Source organism: Streptomyces sp. H27-D2, from assembly GCF_035828615.1.
Classification (GTDB): domain Bacteria; phylum Actinomycetota; class Actinomycetes; order Streptomycetales; family Streptomycetaceae; genus Streptomyces.
Window position 1 is genome coordinate 34,017 of sequence record NZ_JAYMZR010000049.1, and the last position, 18,923, is coordinate 52,939.

An 18,923-nucleotide genomic window follows, 5' to 3' on the forward strand; every position below is an offset into this window, starting at 1 on the left:
GGGCCGCCGTGCGAGATCAGGGCCGCGTCACGCGGCTCCGAGAAGATCGATGCTCACCCGCCTGCAGATGCCGGCGGGCAAGGCGATAGCCCTGGCGGCCATGCCGACGGCTGTGCTGATGGGAATGGGTCTCACACCGCAGCTCGCCCAGGCGGACCCGCAGCCCAAGGGTTTCAAGCCCGGTCCGTGCGTCTCGCAGCCCGACGAGGCGGACAAGCAGCATAAGACCGACGAGGCGAAGGCCGAGGCCGACGCCAAGGCGAAGGCCGACGCGAAGGACAAGGCGGCCAAGGAGTCGGCGAAGCCCAGCGCTTCACCGAGCGCCTCCGCCTCGCCCGGACCGACGCCGCCTCGATCCGCCGCACCCTCGGCGGACAAGTCGGCGCCGGACGCGGCGAAGCAGCCCGCGGCCGGCGAGTCCGAGGCGCAGCAGTCGGAGGCCAAGGCCCCCGAGGCTTCGCCGAGCCCCTCCACGAGCAAGTCCCAGAACCCGCTCGACCCGCTGGGCGTCGGAGAGAAGATCGAGGATCTCTTCGATCCGTCCAACGACGCGGAGCCGAGCGCTTCCGCCTCGCCGTCGCCCAGCGCCAGTTCTTCGGCTCCGGCCAAGCCCGCCGACCCGGTGGGCAAGGCCGGCGAGAAGGCCGAGAAGGCCACCGGCAAGGTGGGCGGCACGACCGAGTCGGTGCGCAAGAAGGCCGCGGCCATCAAGAAGGCCGCGGACGAAGCCGCCGACGAGGCCGAGGCCGCCCGGAAGGCAGCCGCCAAGGCGAAGAAGGACGGGGACCCGAACCCGTCCGCTTCGGACAGCGGCCTGGAGTCCTTCCCCTGTCCGAAGTACGACGCGGACGCGCTCGCCAACGCGAAGACCGAGCCCACGAGCAGCCTGCTGCCCGACAAGCCCTGGATCCTGAAGAGCAGCCGGCTCGCGCTCCACGGACTCGACTACGAGGGCATCGTCAAGGTCAAGACCCACAACGGCACCGTCAAGGACGTCCTCAAGTTCACCGCCAAGAGCGTGGACATCAAGGACCTGCACCAGTTGGTCGAGGGCCCCGGTGGGACCACCACGCACGTGGAAGCGCGCAAGGGAAGCAACTCGACCATCCAGAACGGCAAGGTGACGATGTACACGGAGGAGCTCAAGGGCAACCTCCTGGGCATCATTCCGATCACCTTCAGCCCGAAGAGCCCGCCTCCGCTGTCCCTTCCGGAGCTGTTCTTCACCGACGTGAAGGTCACGCAGGCCGGTCAGTTCGGTGGCGATCTCACCATTCCCGGCATGCACCTGTACGACACTCAGGGCTGAGACCGGGGCCGTTCCCCGGCGCGAGGCTCCGGCGGGAGCCGCCGCGCCGCGGGTACGGCCCCGGCCGCGGCTCGACGCGGCGCGGAACGCGGTGCCGCAGAACGCGGCGCCGCACAGCACGTCGTACGAAACGGCCGTACCGCCTGTTACTCGCTGGGGGCGCTGCCGCCCAGGTGGTGCACCCGGACCATGTTGGTGGTGCCCGGGACGCCGGGGGGCGAACCGGCCGTGATGATCATGGTGTCGCCCTTGCCGTAGCGGTTCAGCTTCAGCAGCTCGGCGTCGACCAGGTCGACCATGCTGTCGGTGTTGTCGACGTGCGGCACCACATAGGTCTCGATGCCCCAGCTCAGCGCGAGCTGGTTGCGGGTCGAGGCGTCCGTGGTGAAGGCCAGGATCGGCTGGCAGGTGCGGTAGCGCGAGAGCCGGCGCGCGGTGTCCCCGGACTGGGTGAAGGCGACCAGCGCCCTGGCGTCCAGGAAGTCCGCGATCTCGCAGGCCGCACGGGCCACCGAACCGCCCTGCGTACGCGGCTTCTTGCCCGGCACCAGCGGCTGGAGCCCGCGCGAGAGCAGCTCCTCCTCGGCGGCCTCGACGATGCGGGACATCGTCTTGACCGTCTCGATCGGATACTTGCCGACCGAGGACTCGGCGGACAGCATGACCGCGTCCGCGCCGTCCAGGATCGCGTTCGCGACGTCGGAGGCCTCGGCGCGGGTCGGCCGCGAGGAGTTGATCATCGACTCCATCATCTGGGTCGCGACGATCACCGGCTTGGCGTTGCGGCGGCACATCTCGACGAGCCGCTTCTGGACCATCGGGACCTTTTCGAGCGGGTACTCGACGGCCAGGTCGCCGCGGGCCACCATCACGCCGTCGAAGGCCGCGACGATCTCGACCATGTTGTCGACCGCCTGCGGCTTCTCGACCTTGGCGATGACCGGGACGCGACGGCCTTCCTCGTCCATGATCCGGTGCACGTCGCGGACGTCGCCCGCGTCCCGTACGAAGGACAGTGCGACCAGGTCGCAGCCCAGCCGCAGGGCGAACCGCAGGTCGTCGATGTCCTTCTCGGACAGGGCCGGCACATTGACCGAGACGCCGGGCAGGTTGATGCCCTTGTTGTCGGAGATCACACCGCCCTCGATCACGATGCAGCGCACCCGCGGGCCGTCGACCTCGATGACCTGGAGAGCCACCGCGCCGTCGTTGATCAGGATGCTCTCGCCCTTGGAGACGTCTCCGGGCAGGCCCTTGTAGGTGGTGCCGCAGATGGTCTTGTCGCCGGCCACGTCCTCGGTGGTGATGGTGAACTCGTCACCGCGCACCAGCTCGACGGGGCCGTCGGCGAAGGTCTCCAGCCGGATCTTGGGGCCCTGGAGGTCGGCGAGCACGCCGATGGCGTGGCCGGTCTCCTCGGCAGCCTTGCGGACGCGGTGGTACCGCTCCTCGTGCTCCGGGTGTGACCCGTGGCTCATGTTGAATCGGGCCACATTCATGCCGGCCTCGATCAGCGTCTTCAGCTGGTCGTAGGAGTCAACGGCTGGGCCCAGGGTGCAGACGATTTTGGAACGGCGCATGAGGGCGATCCTATCGGTTTGTTTCGGAGTGGAATATTCCATCTGGTGGAAAAGCCAAGCGCTACGCCCTGACCAGCGCGTATGTCTGCGTGGCGATCTCCAGTTCCTCATCAGTGGGGATGACGGCGACCGCGACGCGGCTGCTTTGTGCCGAAATGATCCGCGCCGAGCCGCTGCGCAGGGTGTTGCGCACACCGTCCAGTTCGATGCCCAGACCGGTCAGCCCGCGCAGCGCCGCCTCGCGTACGGCCGCGGAGTTCTCGCCGACTCCCGCGGTGAACACGATGGCGTCCACCCGGCCCAGAACAGCGGTGTACGCGCCGACATACTTGCGCAGCCGGTGGATGTAGATCTCGAAGGCGAGCTCGGCGGCGCGGTCGCCCTCGCCCATCCGGCGGCCGATCTCGCGCATGTCGTTGTCGCCGCACAGGCCGAGCAGCCCGCTCTTCTTGTTCAGCAGGGTGTCGACCTCGTCCATCGACATGCCGCCCACCCGCGCGAGGTGGAAGACGATGGCCGGGTCCAGGTCGCCCGAGCGGGTGCCCATGACGAGCCCCTCCAGCGGGGTCAGCCCCATCGAGGTGTCCACGCACACCCCGCCCTCAATGGCGGAGGCGCTCGCGCCGTTGCCCAGGTGCAGCACGATGGTGTTCAGCCCGGCGAGGTCCCGGTCGAGCAGCCCGGCGGCGGCGCGCGAGACGTAGGCGTGCGAGGTGCCGTGGAAGCCGTAGCGGCGCACGTCGTACCGGTCGGCGGTCTCGACGTCGATCGCGTAGCGGGCGGCGGACTCCGGCATGGTCGAGTGGAACGCGGTGTCGAAGACCGCGACCTGCGGCAGGTCGGGGCGCAGCTCGCGGGCCACCTTGATGCCGGTGACGTTGGCCGGGTTGTGCAGCGGGGCGAGCGGGACCAGGCCCTCGATGCTCGCGACCACCTCGTCGGTGATCAGCGTCGGCTCGGTGAACTTCGTGCCGCCGTGCACCACCCGGTGGCCGACGGCGGCCAGCTCGGGGGAGTCCAGGCCCATCCCCCGCTCGCGCAGTTCGTCGGCGACCTGGCGGAGCGCGGCGGTGTGGTCAGGGACCGGGCCCTCGCCGATCCGCTCGACCAGGCCGGAGGCGGGCCGGGAGCCGTCGGCCATGTCGAGCAGCTGGTACTTGACCGATGACGAGCCGGAGTTGAGGACGAGGACTCGGGTGGGGTTCACGCTGTGCTGCCCTTTCGGGGGTGTCGGGCCGGGCGCCGGGGCGGGGGCGGGGGCTCAGGAGCCGGCGGGCTGCCGGCCCTGGGCCTGGATGGCGGTGATCGCGACGGTGTTGACGATGTCCTGCACGAGGGCGCCGCGCGAGAGGTCGTTGACCGGCTTGCGCAGACCCTGGAGCACCGGCCCGACCGCGACAGCGCCGGCCGAGCGCTGCACGGCCTTGTAGGTGTTGTTGCCGGTGTTGAGGTCCGGGAAGATCAGCACCGTCGCCTGGCCCGCGACCTCGGAGCCGGGCATCTTGGTCTCGGCGACGCCCGCGTCCACCGCGGCGTCGTACTGGATCGGGCCCTCGACCGGCAGGTCGGGCCGGAGCGCGCGCACCAGCTCAGTGGCCTTGCGGACCTTGTCGACGTCGGCGCCGGAGCCGGAGGTGCCGGTGGAGTACGAGAGCATCGCGATCCGCGGCTCGACGCCGAACTGGGCGGCGGTGGCGGCCGACTGGATGGCGATGTCGGCGAGCTGCTCGGCGTTGGGGTCCGGGTTGACCGCGCAGTCGCCGTAGACCAGGACCTTGTCGGCCAGGCACATGAAGAAGACCGAGGAGACGATCGAGGCGTCCGGCTTGGTCTTGATCACCTCGAAGGCGGGCCGGATGGTCGCGGCGGTGGAGTGCACCGCGCCGGAGACCATGCCGTCGGCGAGGCCCTCCTGCACCCTCAGGGTGCCGAAGTACGAGACGTCGGCGACGACGTCGTGGGCCAGCTCGAAGCTGACGCCCTTGTGCGCGCGCAGCTTCGCGTACAGCTCGGCGAAGCGGTCCCGCAGCGGCGAGGTCTGCGGGTCCACGATGCGGGCCGAGGCGTGCGTGCCGTCGGATATCTCGTCGGACTCCAGCAGCCGCAGCGCGATGCCCAGCTCGCCGGCCCGCTTGCGGATCACGCTGTCGTCGCCGAGCAGCGTCAGGTCGCAGACGTTCCGCCGCAGCAGCACCTCGGCGGCGCGCAGCACCCGCTCCTCGGCGCCCTCGGGGAGCACCACATGCCGGCGGTCGGTGCGGGAGCGCTCGATCAGCGCGTGCTCGAACATCATCGGGGTGAGACGGCCACCCCGGTCGAGGGCGAGCTGCTCGGTCAGCCGGGCGCTGTCGACGTGCGTCTCGAAGAGGCCGAGGGCTATCTCGGCCTTGCGCGGGCTGGCCGCGCTGAGTTTGCCCTGCAACGAGAACAGCTCGGCGGCGGTCGGGAAGGACCCGCCGGACACCGACAGCACGGGCGTGCCGGGGGCGAGTCGGGAGGCCAGCGCCAGGATGTCGGGCCCCGGCCGCTCGTCGAGGGTCAGCAGCAGCCCGGCGATCGGCGGCGCGCCCGCCGAGTGGGCCGCGAGCGAGCCGATGATCAGGTCCGCGCGGTCCCCGGGGGTGACCACCATGCAGCCCGCGGTCATGGCGCGCAGGAACCTCGGCAGCATCGCGCCGCCGAAGACGAAGTCCCGTACGTCCCTGGCCAGCCCCGAGGGGTCGCCCAGCAGCACTTCGGCGTCCAGCTCGGCGACGACCTGGCCGACGGTGGGCGCGGAGAGCGCGGGCTCCTCGGGCAGCACGTACACCGGCACCGGCAGGTGCTCGCCGAGCTGCCGGGCGGCCTGCCGGGCGTGGCTGTCGCCGACCCGGTTGGCGATCATCGCGATGACCTCGCAGCCCAGCGCCCGGTACGCGTCGTAGGCGTTGCGGACCTCGGCGACCACCGACTCGGCGCTCTGGTCGAGGCCGCCGACGACGGGCAGCACGGCGGCGCCGAACTCGTTCGCGAGCCGCGCGTTGAGGTTCAGCTCGGCCGGCAGATTGGTGTCCGCGTAGTCGGAGCCCAGCACGAGCACGACCTCGTAGTGCCGGGCGACCTCGTGGAAGCGGTCGACGAGCTGGGAGACCAGCTCGTCGGTGCCGTGCTCGGCCTGGAGCGCGGAGGCCGCCGCGTAGCCGAAGCCGTAGCCGCTCTCGGCGCTCTGGGTCAGCCGGTAGCGGGCGCGCAGCAGGTCGAAGATCGGGTCGGGGCCGCCGTGGTTGAGCGGACGGAACACGCCGACCCGGTCCACCTGGCGGGTCAGGAGCTCCATCACTCCCAGTTCGATGACCTGCCGGCCGTCACCTCGGCCGATACCGGTCACGTACACACTGCGCGTCACGCCGTCACTCCGATCGTTCGTCTCTGGGCTCGTTGGTCCCCGGGCTCTGCGGCCGGCTCTCTCGCCGGTCGGGGGCCGCATCGCGATCATGGCTTGATCCGAGCCCCGGCCCCGGTCGCCGACCGCAGGCCAGGCTGGTCGAAATTACCCGTTATGGTGCGCGTGCCCTCTTGACGATACCTGCGCCCGCCGAGAGTGCCCTGCCCGGATCGAGGCCTGCCAACCCGCACCGGCGGACCGCCCGCGACCGGCCCGTAAGCCTGACGGGAACCGGCTGCCGGGCAGCGTACGCACCGGCCGGGCAGCGCCCCGCGCCCCGCCCCTCCGGCCCCGCGCGGCACCTGCCAGCGCGAGGATCGCACAGCCCGTGAAACAATCGCATTGGCTCACAAGTATCAGCAGCGAGCAGGAGACACAGCGCGATGCGTATCGGAATTCTCACCGCGGGCGGCGACTGCCCCGGCCTGAACGCAGTGATCCGGTCGGTCGTGCACCGCGCGGTCGCCGGTCATCACGACGAGGTCATAGGTTTCGAGGACGGCTTCAAGGGCCTCCTGGACGGCCGCTACCGCAAGCTCGACCTGGACGCGGTCAGCGGCATCCTCGCCCGGGGAGGAACGATTCTCGGCTCCGCCCGGCTGGAGCGCGACCGGCTGCGCGAGGCCGCCGAGAACTGCGACGAGCTGGCCCGCCAGTACGGCATCGACGCCCTCATCCCGATCGGCGGCGAGGGCACGCTGACCGCCGCCCGGATGCTCTCCGACGCCGGCATGCCCGTGGTCGGCGTCCCCAAGACCATCGACAACGACATCTCCTCGACCGACCGCACCTTCGGCTTCGACACCGCCGTCGGCGTCGCCACCGAGGCCATCGACCGGCTGAAGACCACCGCCGAGTCGCACCAGCGGGTCATGGTCGTCGAGGTCATGGGCCGGCACGCGGGCTGGATCGCCCTGGAGTCCGGCATGGCCGGCGGCGCGCACGGCATCTGCCTGCCGGAGCGCCCGTTCGACGTCGCCGACCTGGTGACGATGATCGAGGAGCGCTTCTCGCGCGGCAAGAAGTTCGCGGTCATCTGCGTCGCCGAGGGCGCGCACCCCGCCGAGGGCTCGATGAACTACGCGAAGGGCGCGATCGACCAGTTCGGCCACGAGCGCTTCCACGGCATCGGCAACACCCTCGCCTCCGAGCTGGAGAACCGCCTCGGCAAGGAGGCCCGCCCGGTCATCCTCGGCCACGTCCAGCGCGGCGGCACCCCCACCGCGTACGACCGCGTCCTCGCCACCCGCTTCGGCTGGCACGCGGTCGAGGCCGTGCACCGCGGCGACTTCGGCAAGATGACCGCGCTGAACGGCACGGACATCGCCATGGTCCCGCTCGCGGAAGCGGTGACGCACCTCAAGACGGTGCCGGCGAACCGGATGGACGAGGCGGAGTCGGTCTTCTGACCTGCGGCGGGCTGCTGCGCGGCGGCTTTGGTACGTCTGCTTTGGTACGTCTGCGGCCTGCACCGTCTGCGGCCTGCACCGGCCTGCACCGTCTGCGGCCTGCACCGGCCTGCACCGTCTGCGGCCTGCACCGGCCTGCACCGTCTGCGGCCTGCACCGGCCTGCACCGTCTGCGGCCTGCACCGGCCCGCACCGTCTGCGGCCTGCACCGGCCCGCACTGCCTGCGGCCCGCACCGGCCGCGAGCCGACGACACCCTCCCCACTCGCCTCGGCAACGGAGTAGCAACGTGGACCAGCTCAGCTACGGCGACGTCAAGCAGGCCGCCGACCGGATCTCCGGCCGCGTCCGCCCGGTGACCGTCGCCCCGGTCGACCCCGAGGCCGTACGCGGCCTGCGCCCCGCCGCGCCCGGCGGCTACCGGCTGTGGCTGGCCCTGGAACAGCTCCAGCACACCGGCTCCTTCAAGGCGCGCGGCGCGCAGAACTTCCTCGCCGCCCACCGCGAATCCGGAACGCTGCCGGACGCCGGAGTCACCATCGCCTCGGGCGGCAACGCGGGGCTCGCCTGCGCGTGGGCGGCCCGGCAGCAGGGGGTGCGGGCGACCGTCTTCCTGCCCGCCACCGCCCCGGCCGTCAAGGTCGCCAAGCTGCGCGGCTACGGCGCGGACGTCCGCCTGGTCGGCAACGAGTACGCGGAGGCGCTGGCCGCCTGCGAGGACTTCGTCCGCACGACCGGAGCGCTGGCCTCGCACGCGTACGCCCACCCGCTGATCGCCGCCGGCGCGGGCACCCTGCTGGAGGAGCTGCGCGGGCGGATCCCGGGCCTGGACACGGTGGTCGTCGCGGTCGGCGGCGGCGGACTCTTCGCCGGCGCCGCCACCGCGGCCCGCCACCATGGAATCCGTACGGTCGCGGTCGAGCCCGAGAACTGCCGGGCGCTGAACGCCGCGCTGGAGGCCGGGCGGCCGGTCGACGTCAGCGTGGACTCGATCGCCGCGGACTCGCTCGGAGCCCGCCGCGCGTCACCGCTGGCGCTGGCCGCGGCCCAGCAGGACGGCGTCACCTCGCTGCTCGTCCCCGACGCGGAGATCGTCCGCGCCCGGCAGACGCTCTGGGACGACCACCGGCTCGCGGTCGAACACGCGGCGGCCACGGCGCTGGCGGCGTTGACCGCTGGGACGGCGACCGGGACCGGGGGCGCAGGTGGCGGTACGTCCGGCTACCTGCCCGCCGACGGCGAAAAGGTAGCCGTGGTGCTGTGCGGGGCCAATACGGACCCCAGCGACCTGGTGCCGCCCCGGAGCGAGAGCTGAGCGGTGGCGCTGACCACGGCCGCTACGCGTGCTCGCCGATCTCCGCCCAGAAGCGGTAAAGGATCTCCACCAGGAACTCCCGCCCCGCCGCACCCGAATCCGCCGACCCGCCCATGCCGCCGCCCCCGCCGCCCCAATTGAGCGTGGAGACCATGCTCGCCTGGTAGTCGCTGTGCAGCCGCTGCAGAGCACTTTCGATACGCGGCCGCGACAGCGGCAACATCTTCGAGACCGGCCGCACATACGCCTGCCAACGGGTGCCCACAGCGCTCCGCAGCAGCTCCGCGAGCGCCTCGCTGCGCCCGGTCAGCTCGATCAGCGCGGACACCGGCAGCGAGAGCACCTCAGCGAGGGCGACGCCCTGCCGTTCGTTGCCCGTCCACTGTCCGGTGCGCTCGATTTTCAGGTACACGTTCAGATCCAGCCCGATCCGCCGGGCCAGATCCTCGGGCGCGATCCCGCGAGCGAGCCGGTGTTCGAGCAGCGTGGTGGGCTCGCCCAGCAGGTCTCCCGGCGAACACCACAGCGCGCCCGCCAGCGCGGTCAGCTCCGCCTCAGTGGGCGAATCCTCGCCCAGCTCCCAGGCCGCGATGGCCCCGGGCTGGATCTGGATGCCGTACGCCGCCCAGATTCCGTATGAGACATGGGAGTGAGCCATGCCTAGCGCCTCCCGCAGGCGTCGTGCGGCGGTGGCGTCGAACGGGGGTCGATGGGCCTCTTGGGAATTTGGTCGGTGCACGGGCACACGGTAGGGGTCTGGCCATGGCTGTGACTACGGTCGGTTCGGACAAGGTCACATATCGTAGAAAGCTACGGACGTGTCAGTGCTTGCCTTTTCCCTCTCGGGTAGCGGGCTCGGGCGGCGGGTCAGTTGTCGAACTCGCCGGCTTTGACACCGGTCAGGAATGCGGTCCACTCGGCGGGGGTGTAGAACTGCGTGCCGTTGTGTGGGTTTTTGCTGTCCCGCACGGCTCGGCCGCCGTCGGCGGTCCGGGCGACCTCGACGCAGTCTGTGTTCGCACCTTGAGACGCGGATGCCTTGACGAACGCGGTGACGATGTCCTGGTTCTTCATTCCGATTCCTTCTCGCTGTCCGGGATATCCTCAATCGCCTTCTGGAGGAAGGTCAGGCTTTGCTCCGGACTCAGGGCAGCCGACCTGAGCGCTTCGAAGATGCGTGCGTGTTTGGCCACGTCTTCCAGGTCCTCAAGGATCGCCGTGGTCGTCGTGCTGTCCAATGCGACGGCCTCGGGGGCGGGCTCAGGGCCGAAGGAGAACATGACGAAGTGTGACGCCATGTGCGCGGCAGCCCAATCCGAGAACGGCAGCACCTGGATGCTGATGTTCTGTCGTTGGGCGACGTGGACGAGGTACATCAACTGTTCGCGATGCGTCTTCGGCGATGGCATCGGGGCAGTGAGCGCCGGCTCCCAGATCACTGCGGCGAAGTGTGATCCGGGTTCCTCGATGATCCGCTTGCGTTCCTGCCGGATCGCCACGGTCTTCTCGATGACTTCAGGCGAGTAGACCGTCAGGCCGGTGTCGAGCAGCGCTTTGAAGTAGTCCTGCGTTTGCAGGAGTCCGGGGATGAAGAGCGGCTGCCACGATCGAATGTATGTCGCGTCAGTCTCCAGGGCGATCAGGTCGGCATGCTCGTCGCTGACCGTTCCCTGATAGTCGAGCCACCAGCCGCGCTTATTGCTTTCGCGAGCGAGGTGCTCCAACTGCACCCGCATGTTGGCGTCTTCCACCTCGTACAGGTCCAACAGGACCCGAACGTCCCCTACTCGGGAACCACTGATGCCCGACTCGACGCGGCTGATCTTGGCTTTCGAGCAGCCCAACGCTTCGGCGGCATGCTCTTGGTCAAGCTGCGCCGCGAGCCGGTACCGCTTGAGTGCGGTACCGAGGCGACGGCTGCGCACCGTGGCCTTCCCACCTGCGGGCATGTGGCCTCCCCTAGCTCTTCTGGATCCAGTTTGCACGGCAACGGACCGTACAGGCTAGGCCGTTGCCACTCTGGGCCACTTGCAAAGTTACGCCACGCGGCGGGTTGCAAGTTGCATCGAGATGGGTCTAGCTTCAACTGCATCGCGTTCCGTAGCTGCAAAGGCACGTTACGTGATATCGGTTCCGCCTGCCCACCGCCTGGGGGACGCATGTCCGGCCGCACAGACATCAAGAGATTCCGGATCCGCCGGGCCTCCGTTCCCGAGGCCCGTCATCACGTCGAGACGCTTCTCGCCGGCTGGAAGCTGGGCGGTCTCATAGAGGTCGCTGCCCTGATCGTCAGCGAGTTGACGACCAACGTCGTCAACCACGCCCACGGAACGGGCGACTTCTTCGAGCTGGCCCTGCGCCGCAGAGGCGGCGTGCTGATCCTCGAAGTCTCCGACTCCTATCGGTGGCAGCTGCCGGAACTCCAGAAGGCCGGCCCGGACGACACCACCGGACGCGGTCTGTTCCTCGTGGACGCGCTCTCGGAGCGGTGGGGAGTCCGCCCGCGCGAGGCGGGCAAGACGGTGTGGGTGCATCTGCCGATAGGGAGAGAGCGGTCGGACACCGTGATCTCGGCCGAGCGCGAAGCCGGAGAGGGGGAGTCATGCGGACCGGTCTGACCTCCCGTTCCAACCCCGCGACGCATCGCGCCTGGTGGTGCGAATTCACCGTCCGCATGGCCTCGCCCGGTGGTGGTGGCGGCGCAGGTGAACGCGCGCGGGTGCGGGGTAGCCGCGCGCGGACGCCGGAGCAGGCGCTGGTCTGGATGCGAGTCGCCGTCAGGGTCCTGCTGTCCGGGTTCGATCCGGAGGACGGGGAGCGGGCGTTCCGCTGGCTCGACCACGGGCAGTGGGAGGCGGTGATGCGGCTCAAGGCGGGGGAGCCGTACGCGTTCGTCGCCTCGTCCGGCTCGACCCGCGTCGAGTGGTCCGCCCGACCCGTGATCTTCCTGCCGGTGCTGCCGGTGACGGGGCATCCGGTCTGCGGGGGCGAGGGCGGGTAGGCGGGTGCCCGCGCATCCCCACGGACGCCACCACCCCCGGGTGTCGGCGACAGAAAAGCCGAGCCGTGTCGAGCCGTCCCCCGATTCGGCTCGACACGACACGTACCGTTTCCTTCAGTCATTGTTGAAGGATCGCGTGCAACTGTCAACAACACGCTGCGTAGAGTTCCCCGTTACACTCGGCCGGTGATCGTGACACCCAACCCGCAACGGCGCAGTGAGAAGTCACGGCAGGCGATCCTCTCCGCCGCCCTGGAGTTGTGCACCGAGAAGGGGTACGGGCGCGTCACGATGGAATCCATCGCGGCGCGGGCCGGGGTGAGCAAGAAGACGATCTACCGGTGGTGGCACTCCAAAGGGGCGGTGCTGCTCGAAGCGGTGATCGAGGCGCTGGTGTCCGTCACGCCGTTCCCCGATACGGGGGACCTCGAAGCCGATCTGCGGACGCACATGGTGGGCGCGGTCCGGCTGCTCACCAGCCCGCCGTTCGGTCCGGCCTACACCGGGATTCTCGCCGAGATGTACCACGACGACAGCCTCGCGCGCGCCGTCAACGACCAGTTGGTCGGCCCGCGCGCCGAGGCGGCCAGGGACCGGCTGCGCAGCGCGCAGAAGCAGGGCCGGCTGCCGATGGACGCCGATCTCGATCTGGCCGTGGAGATGCTGTACGGGCCGCTGTACTACCGCAACGCGCTGCGCAAGCCGCCGCACACCGTGGAGCGTCACGCGCTTCTGGCCGAGCATGTGCTGCGGGCCCTGGGGCACAACCAGAACGGTCTCTGAGCGCGCGGCTCACGGCGCGCTCACCCCTTCACCGCCCCGCCGAACGCGAAGCCCCCGCCCATCCGCCGCGCGATCAGCACGTACAGCAGCACCACCGGCGTCGAGTAGAGGATCGAGAAGGCTGCGAGCTGGCCGTACGCGACCGCTCCGTGGTTGCCGAAGAAGGTGAAGAGGCTGACGGAGGCGGGGAGTTGGTCGGGGGAGAGCAGCAGCATGAAGGGGACGAAGAAGTTGCCCCACATCATGATGAAGCTGTAGATCGTCACGACCATGATGCCGGGGCCCATCAGCGGCAGGATGACGCGGGTCAGCGTCTGCGCCCAGGACGCCCCGTCGGTCCAGGCGGCTTCTTCGAGGACGCGGGGGACGCCGTCCATGAAGTTCTTCATCAGCCAGATCGCGAAGGGCAGTTGCGAGGTGGCGAGGAAGAGCGCGGTGCCCGCGAGGGTGTCGACCAGGTCGACCTGGACGAAGAGGCCGTAGACCGGGACCATGATCGCGGTGATCGGCAGGCAGGTCGTGAACAGCACCGTGAGCAGGTACGAACGGGTCGCGCGGGAGCGGATGCGGGAGAGCGGGTACGCGGCGAGGGCCGCGCAGGCGACGGTGAGGGCGGTCGCGCCGCCGCACAGCAGGAGGCTGTTGAGCATCGGCCGGTAGGTGATCTCGGGGTCGAGCACCGCGTCGAAGTTGTCGAGGGTGGCCGGTGACGGTGCGCCGACCCGCAGATCCGCGTGGGCGTCCAGCGAGGACAGCAGCAGCCAGGCCAGCGGCAGCACGAACGCGGCGGCGACCACGAGCAGGGCGGCGTCGGCCGCCAGCCGCTCGCGGGTGCGGCGGTTCAGGCGGGCGCGCATCCCACCTCCGTACGCTGCGATCCCCGGCCCGTCGTTAGGGGTGGTGTGGAGTCTTCGACAACTTGAAGGTGTCGAAGACTCCACACCCCACCCGCCGGACACGCGTCCCTTCGTCGCCCCGTCACACTTCCTCCCGCATCAGCCGCAGATAGACCACCGAGAACAGCGCCCCGACCAGCAACAGCAGCAGCGCGACCGCCGTGCCGTAGCCGATGAGGCTCTTCAGGAACGCCTGGTCGTACATGAACACCGGCAGCGTCTGGCTGCGGTTGCCGGGGCCGCCGCGCGTCATCGCCCAGATCAGGCCGAAGACGGAGAGCGTCTGGAGGGTGTTGAGCATCAGATTGGTGCCGATCGAGCGGCGGATCATCGGCAGCGTGACATGCCACAGCCGGCGCAGGCCGCTCGCGCCGTCCATCTCGGCCGCTTCGGTGATCTCCTTGGGGATCTCGGAGAGCGCGGCGGAGTAGACGAGCATCGAGAAGGCCGTGCCGCGCCAGACGTTGGCGAAGGACACGGCGAGGATGGGCAGCGTGAACAGCCAGTTCTGGTCCGGGAGATGGAGCCAGTCGAGCACCGCGTTGAGGGTGCCTCTGCGGTGGAAGAAGATGTAGAGCAGGAAGCCCGCGACGATCTCCGGGAGCACCCAGGCGGCGATGACGATCGAGCCGGTGATCGAGCGTACGGGGCGCGAGGCGCGGCGCATCAGCGCGGCGAGCGCCAGGCCCAGGGTGTTCTGGCCGACGATCGAGGAGACGACGGTGAAGACCAGCGTCAGCACGACCGCGTTGCGGAAGTCGTCGTCGGCGAAGGCGCGCCGGAAGTTGTCGAAGCCGACGAAGTTCGTCGAGGACGAGCCGGTCAACTGCATGTCGGTGAAGGCGATGTAGACGCAGTAGCCGATCGGGCCGCCGAGGAAGAGCAGCAGCAGGAGGGTCGCGGGGGCGAGCGGCAGCCAGCGCAGCGGGCGGCGGCGTGCGTGCGGGGGCTTCGCGGGCGCCGGGAGCGTCGAAGGCCGTGTGGCCGTCGGCGGGGCGGCGGTCATTCGTTCTTGGTGATCACTGCGCCGTCGGTGATCGTCTTCAGCTCCTGGTCGTAGGACTTCGCCGCCGCCGAGGGGGAGGCGTCACCCGTGGTCACCCCTTCCATCGCCTCGCCGATCGCGGCCGAGACCTTGGGGTATACGGGCAGCGCCGGCCGGTAGTGGGTGTGCTTCACCAGGCTGGTGAAGAAGTCGACGCCCGGCATGGACTTGAGGTAGCGGGGGTCCTTCGCGACGTCCTCGCGGACCGCGATCTGCGCGGCGCGCACGTCCCACTCGACCGCGTTCTCCTTCGTCTGGAGCATCTTGATCAGCTCCCAGGCCAGGTCGGGGTTCCTGGACTTGGCGGGGATCGCCCAGGTCCAGCCGCCGGACATGCTCACCTTGCCGGGGGCCGCGCCGTGCTGCGTCGGCATCGGGGCCTGGCCGAGCGTCTTGGACCACTCGGGCCACGGCTTGCCGCCCGTCTTCTGCCACTGCTGGCCCATCCACGAGCCGTCGAGGTTGATCGCGAGCTTGCCCTCGGGCATCCACTCGGTGGCGACCCGGACGCCGACGTTGGGGTCGAGCGCGTCGGAGACGTCGGGGCCCAGCTTCTCGGAGTAGACGGTCCGTACGAAGTCCAGCGAGTCCCGGAAGCCCTTGCCGCCGGACACCCACTTCTCGGTCTTGGGGTCGTAGAGCGGGTCGGCGCCGGTACCGTACAGCAGCATCTCGAAGCCCTGCATGACGGCGCCCTCGCCGGGGCCCTTGCCGGTGTAGACGTTCAGCGGGGTGACGCCGGGGACCTTCTTCTTGACGGTGCGGGCCGCGTCGAGGATCTCGTCCCAGGTCCTGGGCGTCCAGTCGGCGGGCAGGCCGGCCTTCGCGAAGAGCTTCTTGTTGAACCACAGGCCGCGGGTGTCGGTGCCGTCCGGGACGCCGTACGTCTTGCCGTCCCGCGCCTTGGCGGCCGTCTTCGCGGTGTCGGCGAAGAGGTCCCAGTCCCGCCACTTGTCCAAGTAGGGGTCCAGCGGGCGCAGATAGCCGCTCTCGATGTCCGAGTTGATCAGGAAGGTGTCCTCGTAGACCAGGTCGGGGGCGGTCTTCGGGGAGCGCATCATCTGCTGGATCTTGGCGTAGTAGTCGTTCTCCGACGCCTGGATCGGGATCAGTTCGATCTTTTTGCCGTCGTGCGCCTTCGCGAACTGCTTCTTGACGAGGTCCAGATAGTCGTCCTGGTACCGGACTTTGTTGTTGGTGTTGCGCTGATAGGCGACCTTGAGGGTGTCCGGATCGCTGCCGGAGCCCCCGCCGCAGGCGGTGAGGGAGCCTGCGGCGAGGACGGCGGCGAGGGTTGCGGCGAGGCCGAGCGGGGTCGGGCGCACGGGCACGTCCTCCTTCTGCGCGGAAGGGGCTGCGACGGTGACTGCCCGGTGACCGTACGGTCGCCGTCAGTGCACGGTCAATCCCCCAGGAGTGTCCGCGGGGGGTCAGGAGGGCGTGGTGTGCGAGAAGTTGACCGGTCGTCAGAACATCCGAACCGGATGGCGCGTTACGGCGTCCAGTAGTTGTGGGTGACGACGAGCATCGATTGCAGCTGGACGCTCGTGGAGTAGTAGTCGGTGGGGCTGGGCGAGGTGGCGAGCATCTTCTGCCAGATCGAGTCCAGCCAGGCCTGGCTGCCGCCGTCCGTCATCGCGGACACGCCGAAGGGGGCGAAGAAGGCGGCCTCGTTGCTGTCCCCGTAGGCCGTGCCGTTCAGCTTGTAGCCCGAGGTGATTTTCGCGGGGTCGCCGCCGGCCTTGGACTTGGCCCAGGTGTTGAGCGCGCGGGCCGCCGTCCTGGACTTGGCGTCGCCGTTGATCACGGCGTCGGAGCCGAGCCGCCACGGGTCGCGACAGGCGTTCCAGTTGTAGTCGCCGTCGTGCGGGTCCTCCAGGACCTCGCCGGAGGCGGGCTTGGGGGTGGTCGTGGTGTTCACGACGAAGTCGGGGAGCAGCCCGGTGCCGGCGGCGTGCTTGGCCTGGAGGTCGGCTGTGACCTGCTGGGTCTTGCTGAGCACGGCGTCCCAGGTGGTGTCGCCGGTGGCCTTCTTGAACGCCTTGAAGTGGCCGGGCATCCAGTCGGAGGTGCGGGAGATCTTGTCGTAGTCGCCCGAGGACCAGTCGCCCAGCTTCATCAGCTTGCTGCCGCTGTGCAGCTCGCTCTTCTTGATGGCGTTGATCCGCTTCACGGCCAGCGCCTTGTAGTCGTGCGTGCCCGAACTGCCCCACTGCTTGTCCGCGAGCAGCAGGCCGTACGCGATGTCGAGGTCGCCGTCGGTCGCGGAGTCCGAGCCGTTGACGCTCTTGCAGCTGGTGTCCTGCTCGGCGGCGTGCAGGTCCTTGTTGTTGACCGAGGGGTGCGCGATGACGTACTTGAGCAGCCCGTCGAAGATCTTCTGCGCGTCGGCGTCCGCGCCCGCCAGGGTCGCGGTGATGACCATGCCGTAGCCCTGGGCCTCGGCGACGTAGGGGTGGTCGGCGTCGGCCGCGTAGACCTCGTACCAGCCGTTTCCGCAGTTCTGCTTGATGAAGTTCGACTTCCACTTCTTGTAGAAGCCGGTCACCTCGGCGTCGTTGGCCTTCTGGTCGCCGGAGGGCTTGAGGGTGCCGGGGGCGTACGAGAAGGAGTGGCTGCCGAACGGGACGGCAGGGGCCGCGGCCGCTCGCGCGGGGGCGGTACGGGCGGCGGGGGCGGCCTGGTCGGCGGGGGAGGCCTGGCCGGTGGCGGCGGTGGCGAACCAGAGTCCTCCTCCGGCGACGGCAGCGGCGGCGAGCACGGCGATGGGCTTACGTCTCATGTCGATCTCCATGCGTCCATACGTGAACGGCGGTTGAGTGCCTGAACGCTAGCGATGCGGCTTGCCCGCGACAAGACATCGGTTAGGAAACTTTACTAACGCTTCCCGAGCCACCGGTAGTACAGCTCGGGCCGGCCGATCTGCCCGTACTGCGGGCTGCGTTCGGCCCGGCCGGTATCGACCAGATGCTCCAGATAGCGGCGGGCGGTGATCCGCGAGATGCCGACCGTCGTTCCCACGGTGCTCGCCGTGACCCCCATGGAAGGCTCCCCTGCCGAGGATTCGCGCGCCGAGGACTCCCCTGCCGAGGACGCCCGCGCCGAGGACTCACGCAGCGCGCGGGTCACCGTCTCCAGGGTCGGCGTGCTCAGCCCCTTCGGCAGGGCGGCCGGCTGCGGCGAGCGGAGCGCCGCCAGCGCCCGGTCCACCTCGTCCTGGCCGCTGGCCTCGCCCACCGCCGCGCGGTACTCCGCGTACCGCACCAGCCGCTCGCGGAGCGTGGAGGACGCGAACGGCTTCAGTACGTACTGCACCACCCCCAGCGAGACGCCCTCGCGGACCACCGCCAGATCGCGCGCCGAGGTCACCGCGATCACGTCGATCGCCCGCCCGGAAGCCCGCAGCGACCGTACGAGTTGCAGGCCGTGGCCGTCCGGCAGGTAGAGGTCGAGCAGCAGCAGGTCTACGGGAAAGCGCTCCAGATGCCGCTGCGCCTGCGCGCCGGAGTGGGCCAGGCCGGAGACGGTGAAGCCGGGGACGCGCTCGACGTAGAGGGCGTGCGCGTCCGCCGCTACGGGGTCGTCTTCGACGATGAGGACCCGGATGGGGGAGGGCGCGGATCCGGTCGGCGCGGACCCGGTCGGCGGTGGGGTCGCGTGCGACGGGCTCATGGGGTGATCCCTTGCGGCGGTGCGGGTGCGGGTGCGGGTGCGGGTGCGCCGGGGGGCGTGAGGGGGGCGGCGTGCGCGGGGGCGGTACCCGCGTGCGCTTCCGGCGTGCGGTGGTGCAGGGGGAGTCGGACGGTGAACAGCGCGCCGCCCTCGGGGGCCCGTTCGAGTTCGACGCTGCCGCCGTGGCGGCGGGCCGTCTGGTGCACGAGCGCCAGGCCCAGGCCGCGGCCGTGCGTCCCCGAGGCCCCTGAGCCCCCTGAGGTCTTGGTGCTCCAGCCGCGCCGGAACACCTCGCCGGCCGTCGCCGGGTCCACCCCCGCGCCGGTGTCGGCGACCCGCAGCAGCAGTTCGCCGTCGTCGACGCGCGCGGTGACTATGACGCGGGGGCGGGAGCGGGGGAGGGAGACCGGCGGGGGGCGGGGGCTGTCGTCGTGGCCGGGATGGCCGGGATGGCCGGGCTGGTGGCCCGGGTCGGCTGTGTCGTCCGAGC

At 70.1% G+C, this 18,923-nt stretch carries 18 protein-coding genes; 6 read left to right on the plus strand and 12 right to left on the minus strand.

The window, feature by feature from the left end:
- The first annotated feature begins 49 nt into the window (after positions 1-49).
- On the plus strand, positions 50-1,309 hold the full coding sequence (locus QMK28_RS19515) for a hydrogenase expression protein HypF (RefSeq protein WP_326439670.1): 1,260 nt from the start codon (positions 50-52) through the stop codon (positions 1,307-1,309).
- A 146-nt stretch (positions 1,310-1,455) separates the two neighbouring features.
- Here QMK28_RS19515 and pyk read toward each other — a convergent pair whose 3' ends face one another.
- The 3 genes from pyk to pta form a co-directional block, all read right to left on the minus strand.
- Entirely contained in the window at positions 1,456-2,889 is a 1,434-nt protein-coding gene (pyk, locus tag QMK28_RS19520) for a pyruvate kinase (protein ID WP_326439672.1), read from the minus strand.
- A gap of 61 nt (positions 2,890-2,950) precedes the next feature.
- Positions 2,951-4,096 carry an acetate kinase gene (locus QMK28_RS19525; RefSeq protein ID WP_326439674.1) on the minus strand — a complete coding sequence of 382 codons (1,146 nt, stop codon included), beginning with the start codon at positions 4,094-4,096 and terminating at the stop codon, positions 2,951-2,953.
- Between the two features lie 54 nt (positions 4,097-4,150).
- The gene (pta, locus tag QMK28_RS19530; RefSeq protein WP_326439676.1) at positions 4,151-6,274 is read right to left on the minus strand and encodes a phosphate acetyltransferase; all 2,124 of its coding nucleotides are present in this window, start codon (positions 6,272-6,274) and stop codon (positions 4,151-4,153) included.
- A 422-nt stretch (positions 6,275-6,696) separates the two neighbouring features.
- Between pta and QMK28_RS19535 the strand changes: the two genes are divergently transcribed.
- Both QMK28_RS19535 and QMK28_RS19540 read left to right on the plus strand, forming a co-directional pair.
- A complete protein-coding gene (locus QMK28_RS19535; protein WP_326439678.1) occupies positions 6,697-7,722 on the plus strand; it encodes an ATP-dependent 6-phosphofructokinase in 1,026 nt (341 codons plus the stop codon).
- Between the two features lie 288 nt (positions 7,723-8,010).
- On the plus strand, positions 8,011-9,036 hold the full coding sequence (locus QMK28_RS19540; protein WP_326439680.1) for a serine/threonine dehydratase: 1,026 nt from the start codon (positions 8,011-8,013) through the stop codon (positions 9,034-9,036).
- A gap of 22 nt (positions 9,037-9,058) precedes the next feature.
- Here the strand turns inward: QMK28_RS19540 and QMK28_RS19545 are convergent, their stop codons facing one another.
- The 3 genes from QMK28_RS19545 to QMK28_RS19555 all read right to left on the minus strand — a co-directional run bounded on the left by QMK28_RS19545 (position 9,059) and on the right by QMK28_RS19555 (position 10,985).
- The gene (locus QMK28_RS19545; protein WP_326439682.1) at positions 9,059-9,694 is read right to left on the minus strand and encodes a helix-turn-helix domain-containing protein; all 636 of its coding nucleotides are present in this window, start codon (positions 9,692-9,694) and stop codon (positions 9,059-9,061) included.
- 209 nt (positions 9,695-9,903) lie between these two features.
- Positions 9,904-10,110, minus strand: a complete 207-nt coding sequence (locus tag QMK28_RS19550) for a DUF397 domain-containing protein (protein WP_326439684.1) — start codon at positions 10,108-10,110, stop codon at positions 9,904-9,906.
- On the minus strand, positions 10,107-10,985 hold the full coding sequence (locus QMK28_RS19555) for a helix-turn-helix domain-containing protein (RefSeq protein ID WP_326439686.1): 879 nt from the start codon (positions 10,983-10,985) through the stop codon (positions 10,107-10,109). Before QMK28_RS19555 ends, QMK28_RS19550 begins: the two co-directional genes overlap by 4 nt.
- 210 nt (positions 10,986-11,195) lie before the next feature.
- Here QMK28_RS19555 and QMK28_RS19560 point away from each other — a divergent pair, with 210 nt between their 5' ends.
- From QMK28_RS19560 to QMK28_RS19570, 3 genes are all read left to right on the plus strand, one after another.
- Positions 11,196-11,654 carry an ATP-binding protein gene (locus tag QMK28_RS19560; protein ID WP_326439688.1) on the plus strand — a complete coding sequence of 153 codons (459 nt, stop codon included), beginning with the start codon at positions 11,196-11,198 and terminating at the stop codon, positions 11,652-11,654.
- Positions 11,639-12,037 (plus strand): hypothetical protein, encoded by a 399-nt coding sequence (locus tag QMK28_RS19565; protein WP_326439690.1) that lies wholly within the window; start codon positions 11,639-11,641, stop codon positions 12,035-12,037. Before QMK28_RS19560 ends, QMK28_RS19565 begins: the two co-directional genes overlap by 16 nt.
- A gap of 186 nt (positions 12,038-12,223) precedes the next feature.
- Positions 12,224-12,820: a TetR/AcrR family transcriptional regulator gene (locus QMK28_RS19570; protein WP_326439692.1), complete on the plus strand. Its 597-nt coding sequence runs from the start codon at positions 12,224-12,226 to the stop codon at positions 12,818-12,820.
- A 20-nt stretch (positions 12,821-12,840) separates the two neighbouring features.
- On the opposite strand, the gene QMK28_RS19575 is transcribed toward QMK28_RS19570, so the two are convergent.
- The 6 genes from QMK28_RS19575 to QMK28_RS19600 all read right to left on the minus strand — a co-directional run.
- Positions 12,841-13,677 (minus strand): carbohydrate ABC transporter permease, encoded by an 837-nt coding sequence (locus tag QMK28_RS19575; protein WP_326439694.1) that lies wholly within the window; start codon positions 13,675-13,677, stop codon positions 12,841-12,843.
- A 121-nt stretch (positions 13,678-13,798) separates the two neighbouring features.
- The gene (locus QMK28_RS19580; RefSeq protein ID WP_326439696.1) at positions 13,799-14,722 is read right to left on the minus strand and encodes a carbohydrate ABC transporter permease; all 924 of its coding nucleotides are present in this window, start codon (positions 14,720-14,722) and stop codon (positions 13,799-13,801) included.
- Positions 14,719-16,086 carry an ABC transporter substrate-binding protein gene (locus QMK28_RS19585; RefSeq protein ID WP_326439698.1) on the minus strand — a complete coding sequence of 456 codons (1,368 nt, stop codon included), beginning with the start codon at positions 16,084-16,086 and terminating at the stop codon, positions 14,719-14,721. Before QMK28_RS19585 ends, QMK28_RS19580 begins: the two co-directional genes overlap by 4 nt.
- Positions 16,087-16,253: 167 nt before the next feature.
- On the minus strand, positions 16,254-17,543 hold the full coding sequence (locus QMK28_RS19590) for a glycosyl hydrolase family 8 (RefSeq protein WP_326439700.1): 1,290 nt from the start codon (positions 17,541-17,543) through the stop codon (positions 16,254-16,256).
- 95 nt (positions 17,544-17,638) lie between these two features.
- Positions 17,639-18,433 (minus strand): response regulator, encoded by a 795-nt coding sequence (locus QMK28_RS19595; protein WP_326439702.1) that lies wholly within the window; start codon positions 18,431-18,433, stop codon positions 17,639-17,641.
- The coding region (locus QMK28_RS19600; RefSeq protein WP_326439704.1) for a sensor histidine kinase at positions 18,430-18,923 on the minus strand (494 nt) is incomplete at its 5' end. The genes QMK28_RS19595 and QMK28_RS19600, both read right to left, overlap by 4 nt.

What these genes read in the sequence shown, in the direction of transcription:
- QMK28_RS19515 (WP_326439670.1), top strand. Translation starts at nt 50, where the DNA reads ATGCTCACCCGCCTGCAGATGCCGGCGGGCAAGGCGATAGCCCTGGCG.
- pyk (WP_326439672.1), bottom strand. Translation starts at nt 2,889, where the DNA reads ATGCGCCGTTCCAAAATCGTCTGCACCCTGGGCCCAGCCGTTGACTCC.
- QMK28_RS19535 (WP_326439678.1), top strand. Translation starts at nt 6,697, where the DNA reads ATGCGTATCGGAATTCTCACCGCGGGCGGCGACTGCCCCGGCCTGAAC.
- QMK28_RS19545 (WP_326439682.1), bottom strand. Translation starts at nt 9,694, where the DNA reads ATGGCTCACTCCCATGTCTCATACGGAATCTGGGCGGCGTACGGCATC.
- QMK28_RS19550 (WP_326439684.1), bottom strand. Translation starts at nt 10,110, where the DNA reads ATGAAGAACCAGGACATCGTCACCGCGTTCGTCAAGGCATCCGCGTCT.
- QMK28_RS19555 (WP_326439686.1), bottom strand. Translation starts at nt 10,985, where the DNA reads ATGCCCGCAGGTGGGAAGGCCACGGTGCGCAGCCGTCGCCTCGGTACC.
- QMK28_RS19560 (WP_326439688.1), top strand. Translation starts at nt 11,196, where the DNA reads ATGTCCGGCCGCACAGACATCAAGAGATTCCGGATCCGCCGGGCCTCC.
- QMK28_RS19565 (WP_326439690.1), top strand. Translation starts at nt 11,639, where the DNA reads ATGCGGACCGGTCTGACCTCCCGTTCCAACCCCGCGACGCATCGCGCC.
- QMK28_RS19575 (WP_326439694.1), bottom strand. Translation starts at nt 13,677, where the DNA reads ATGCGCGCCCGCCTGAACCGCCGCACCCGCGAGCGGCTGGCGGCCGAC.
- QMK28_RS19580 (WP_326439696.1), bottom strand. Translation starts at nt 14,722, where the DNA reads ATGACCGCCGCCCCGCCGACGGCCACACGGCCTTCGACGCTCCCGGCG.
- QMK28_RS19590 (WP_326439700.1), bottom strand. Translation starts at nt 17,543, where the DNA reads ATGAGACGTAAGCCCATCGCCGTGCTCGCCGCCGCTGCCGTCGCCGGA.
- QMK28_RS19595 (WP_326439702.1), bottom strand. Translation starts at nt 18,433, where the DNA reads ATGAGCCCGTCGCACGCGACCCCACCGCCGACCGGGTCCGCGCCGACC.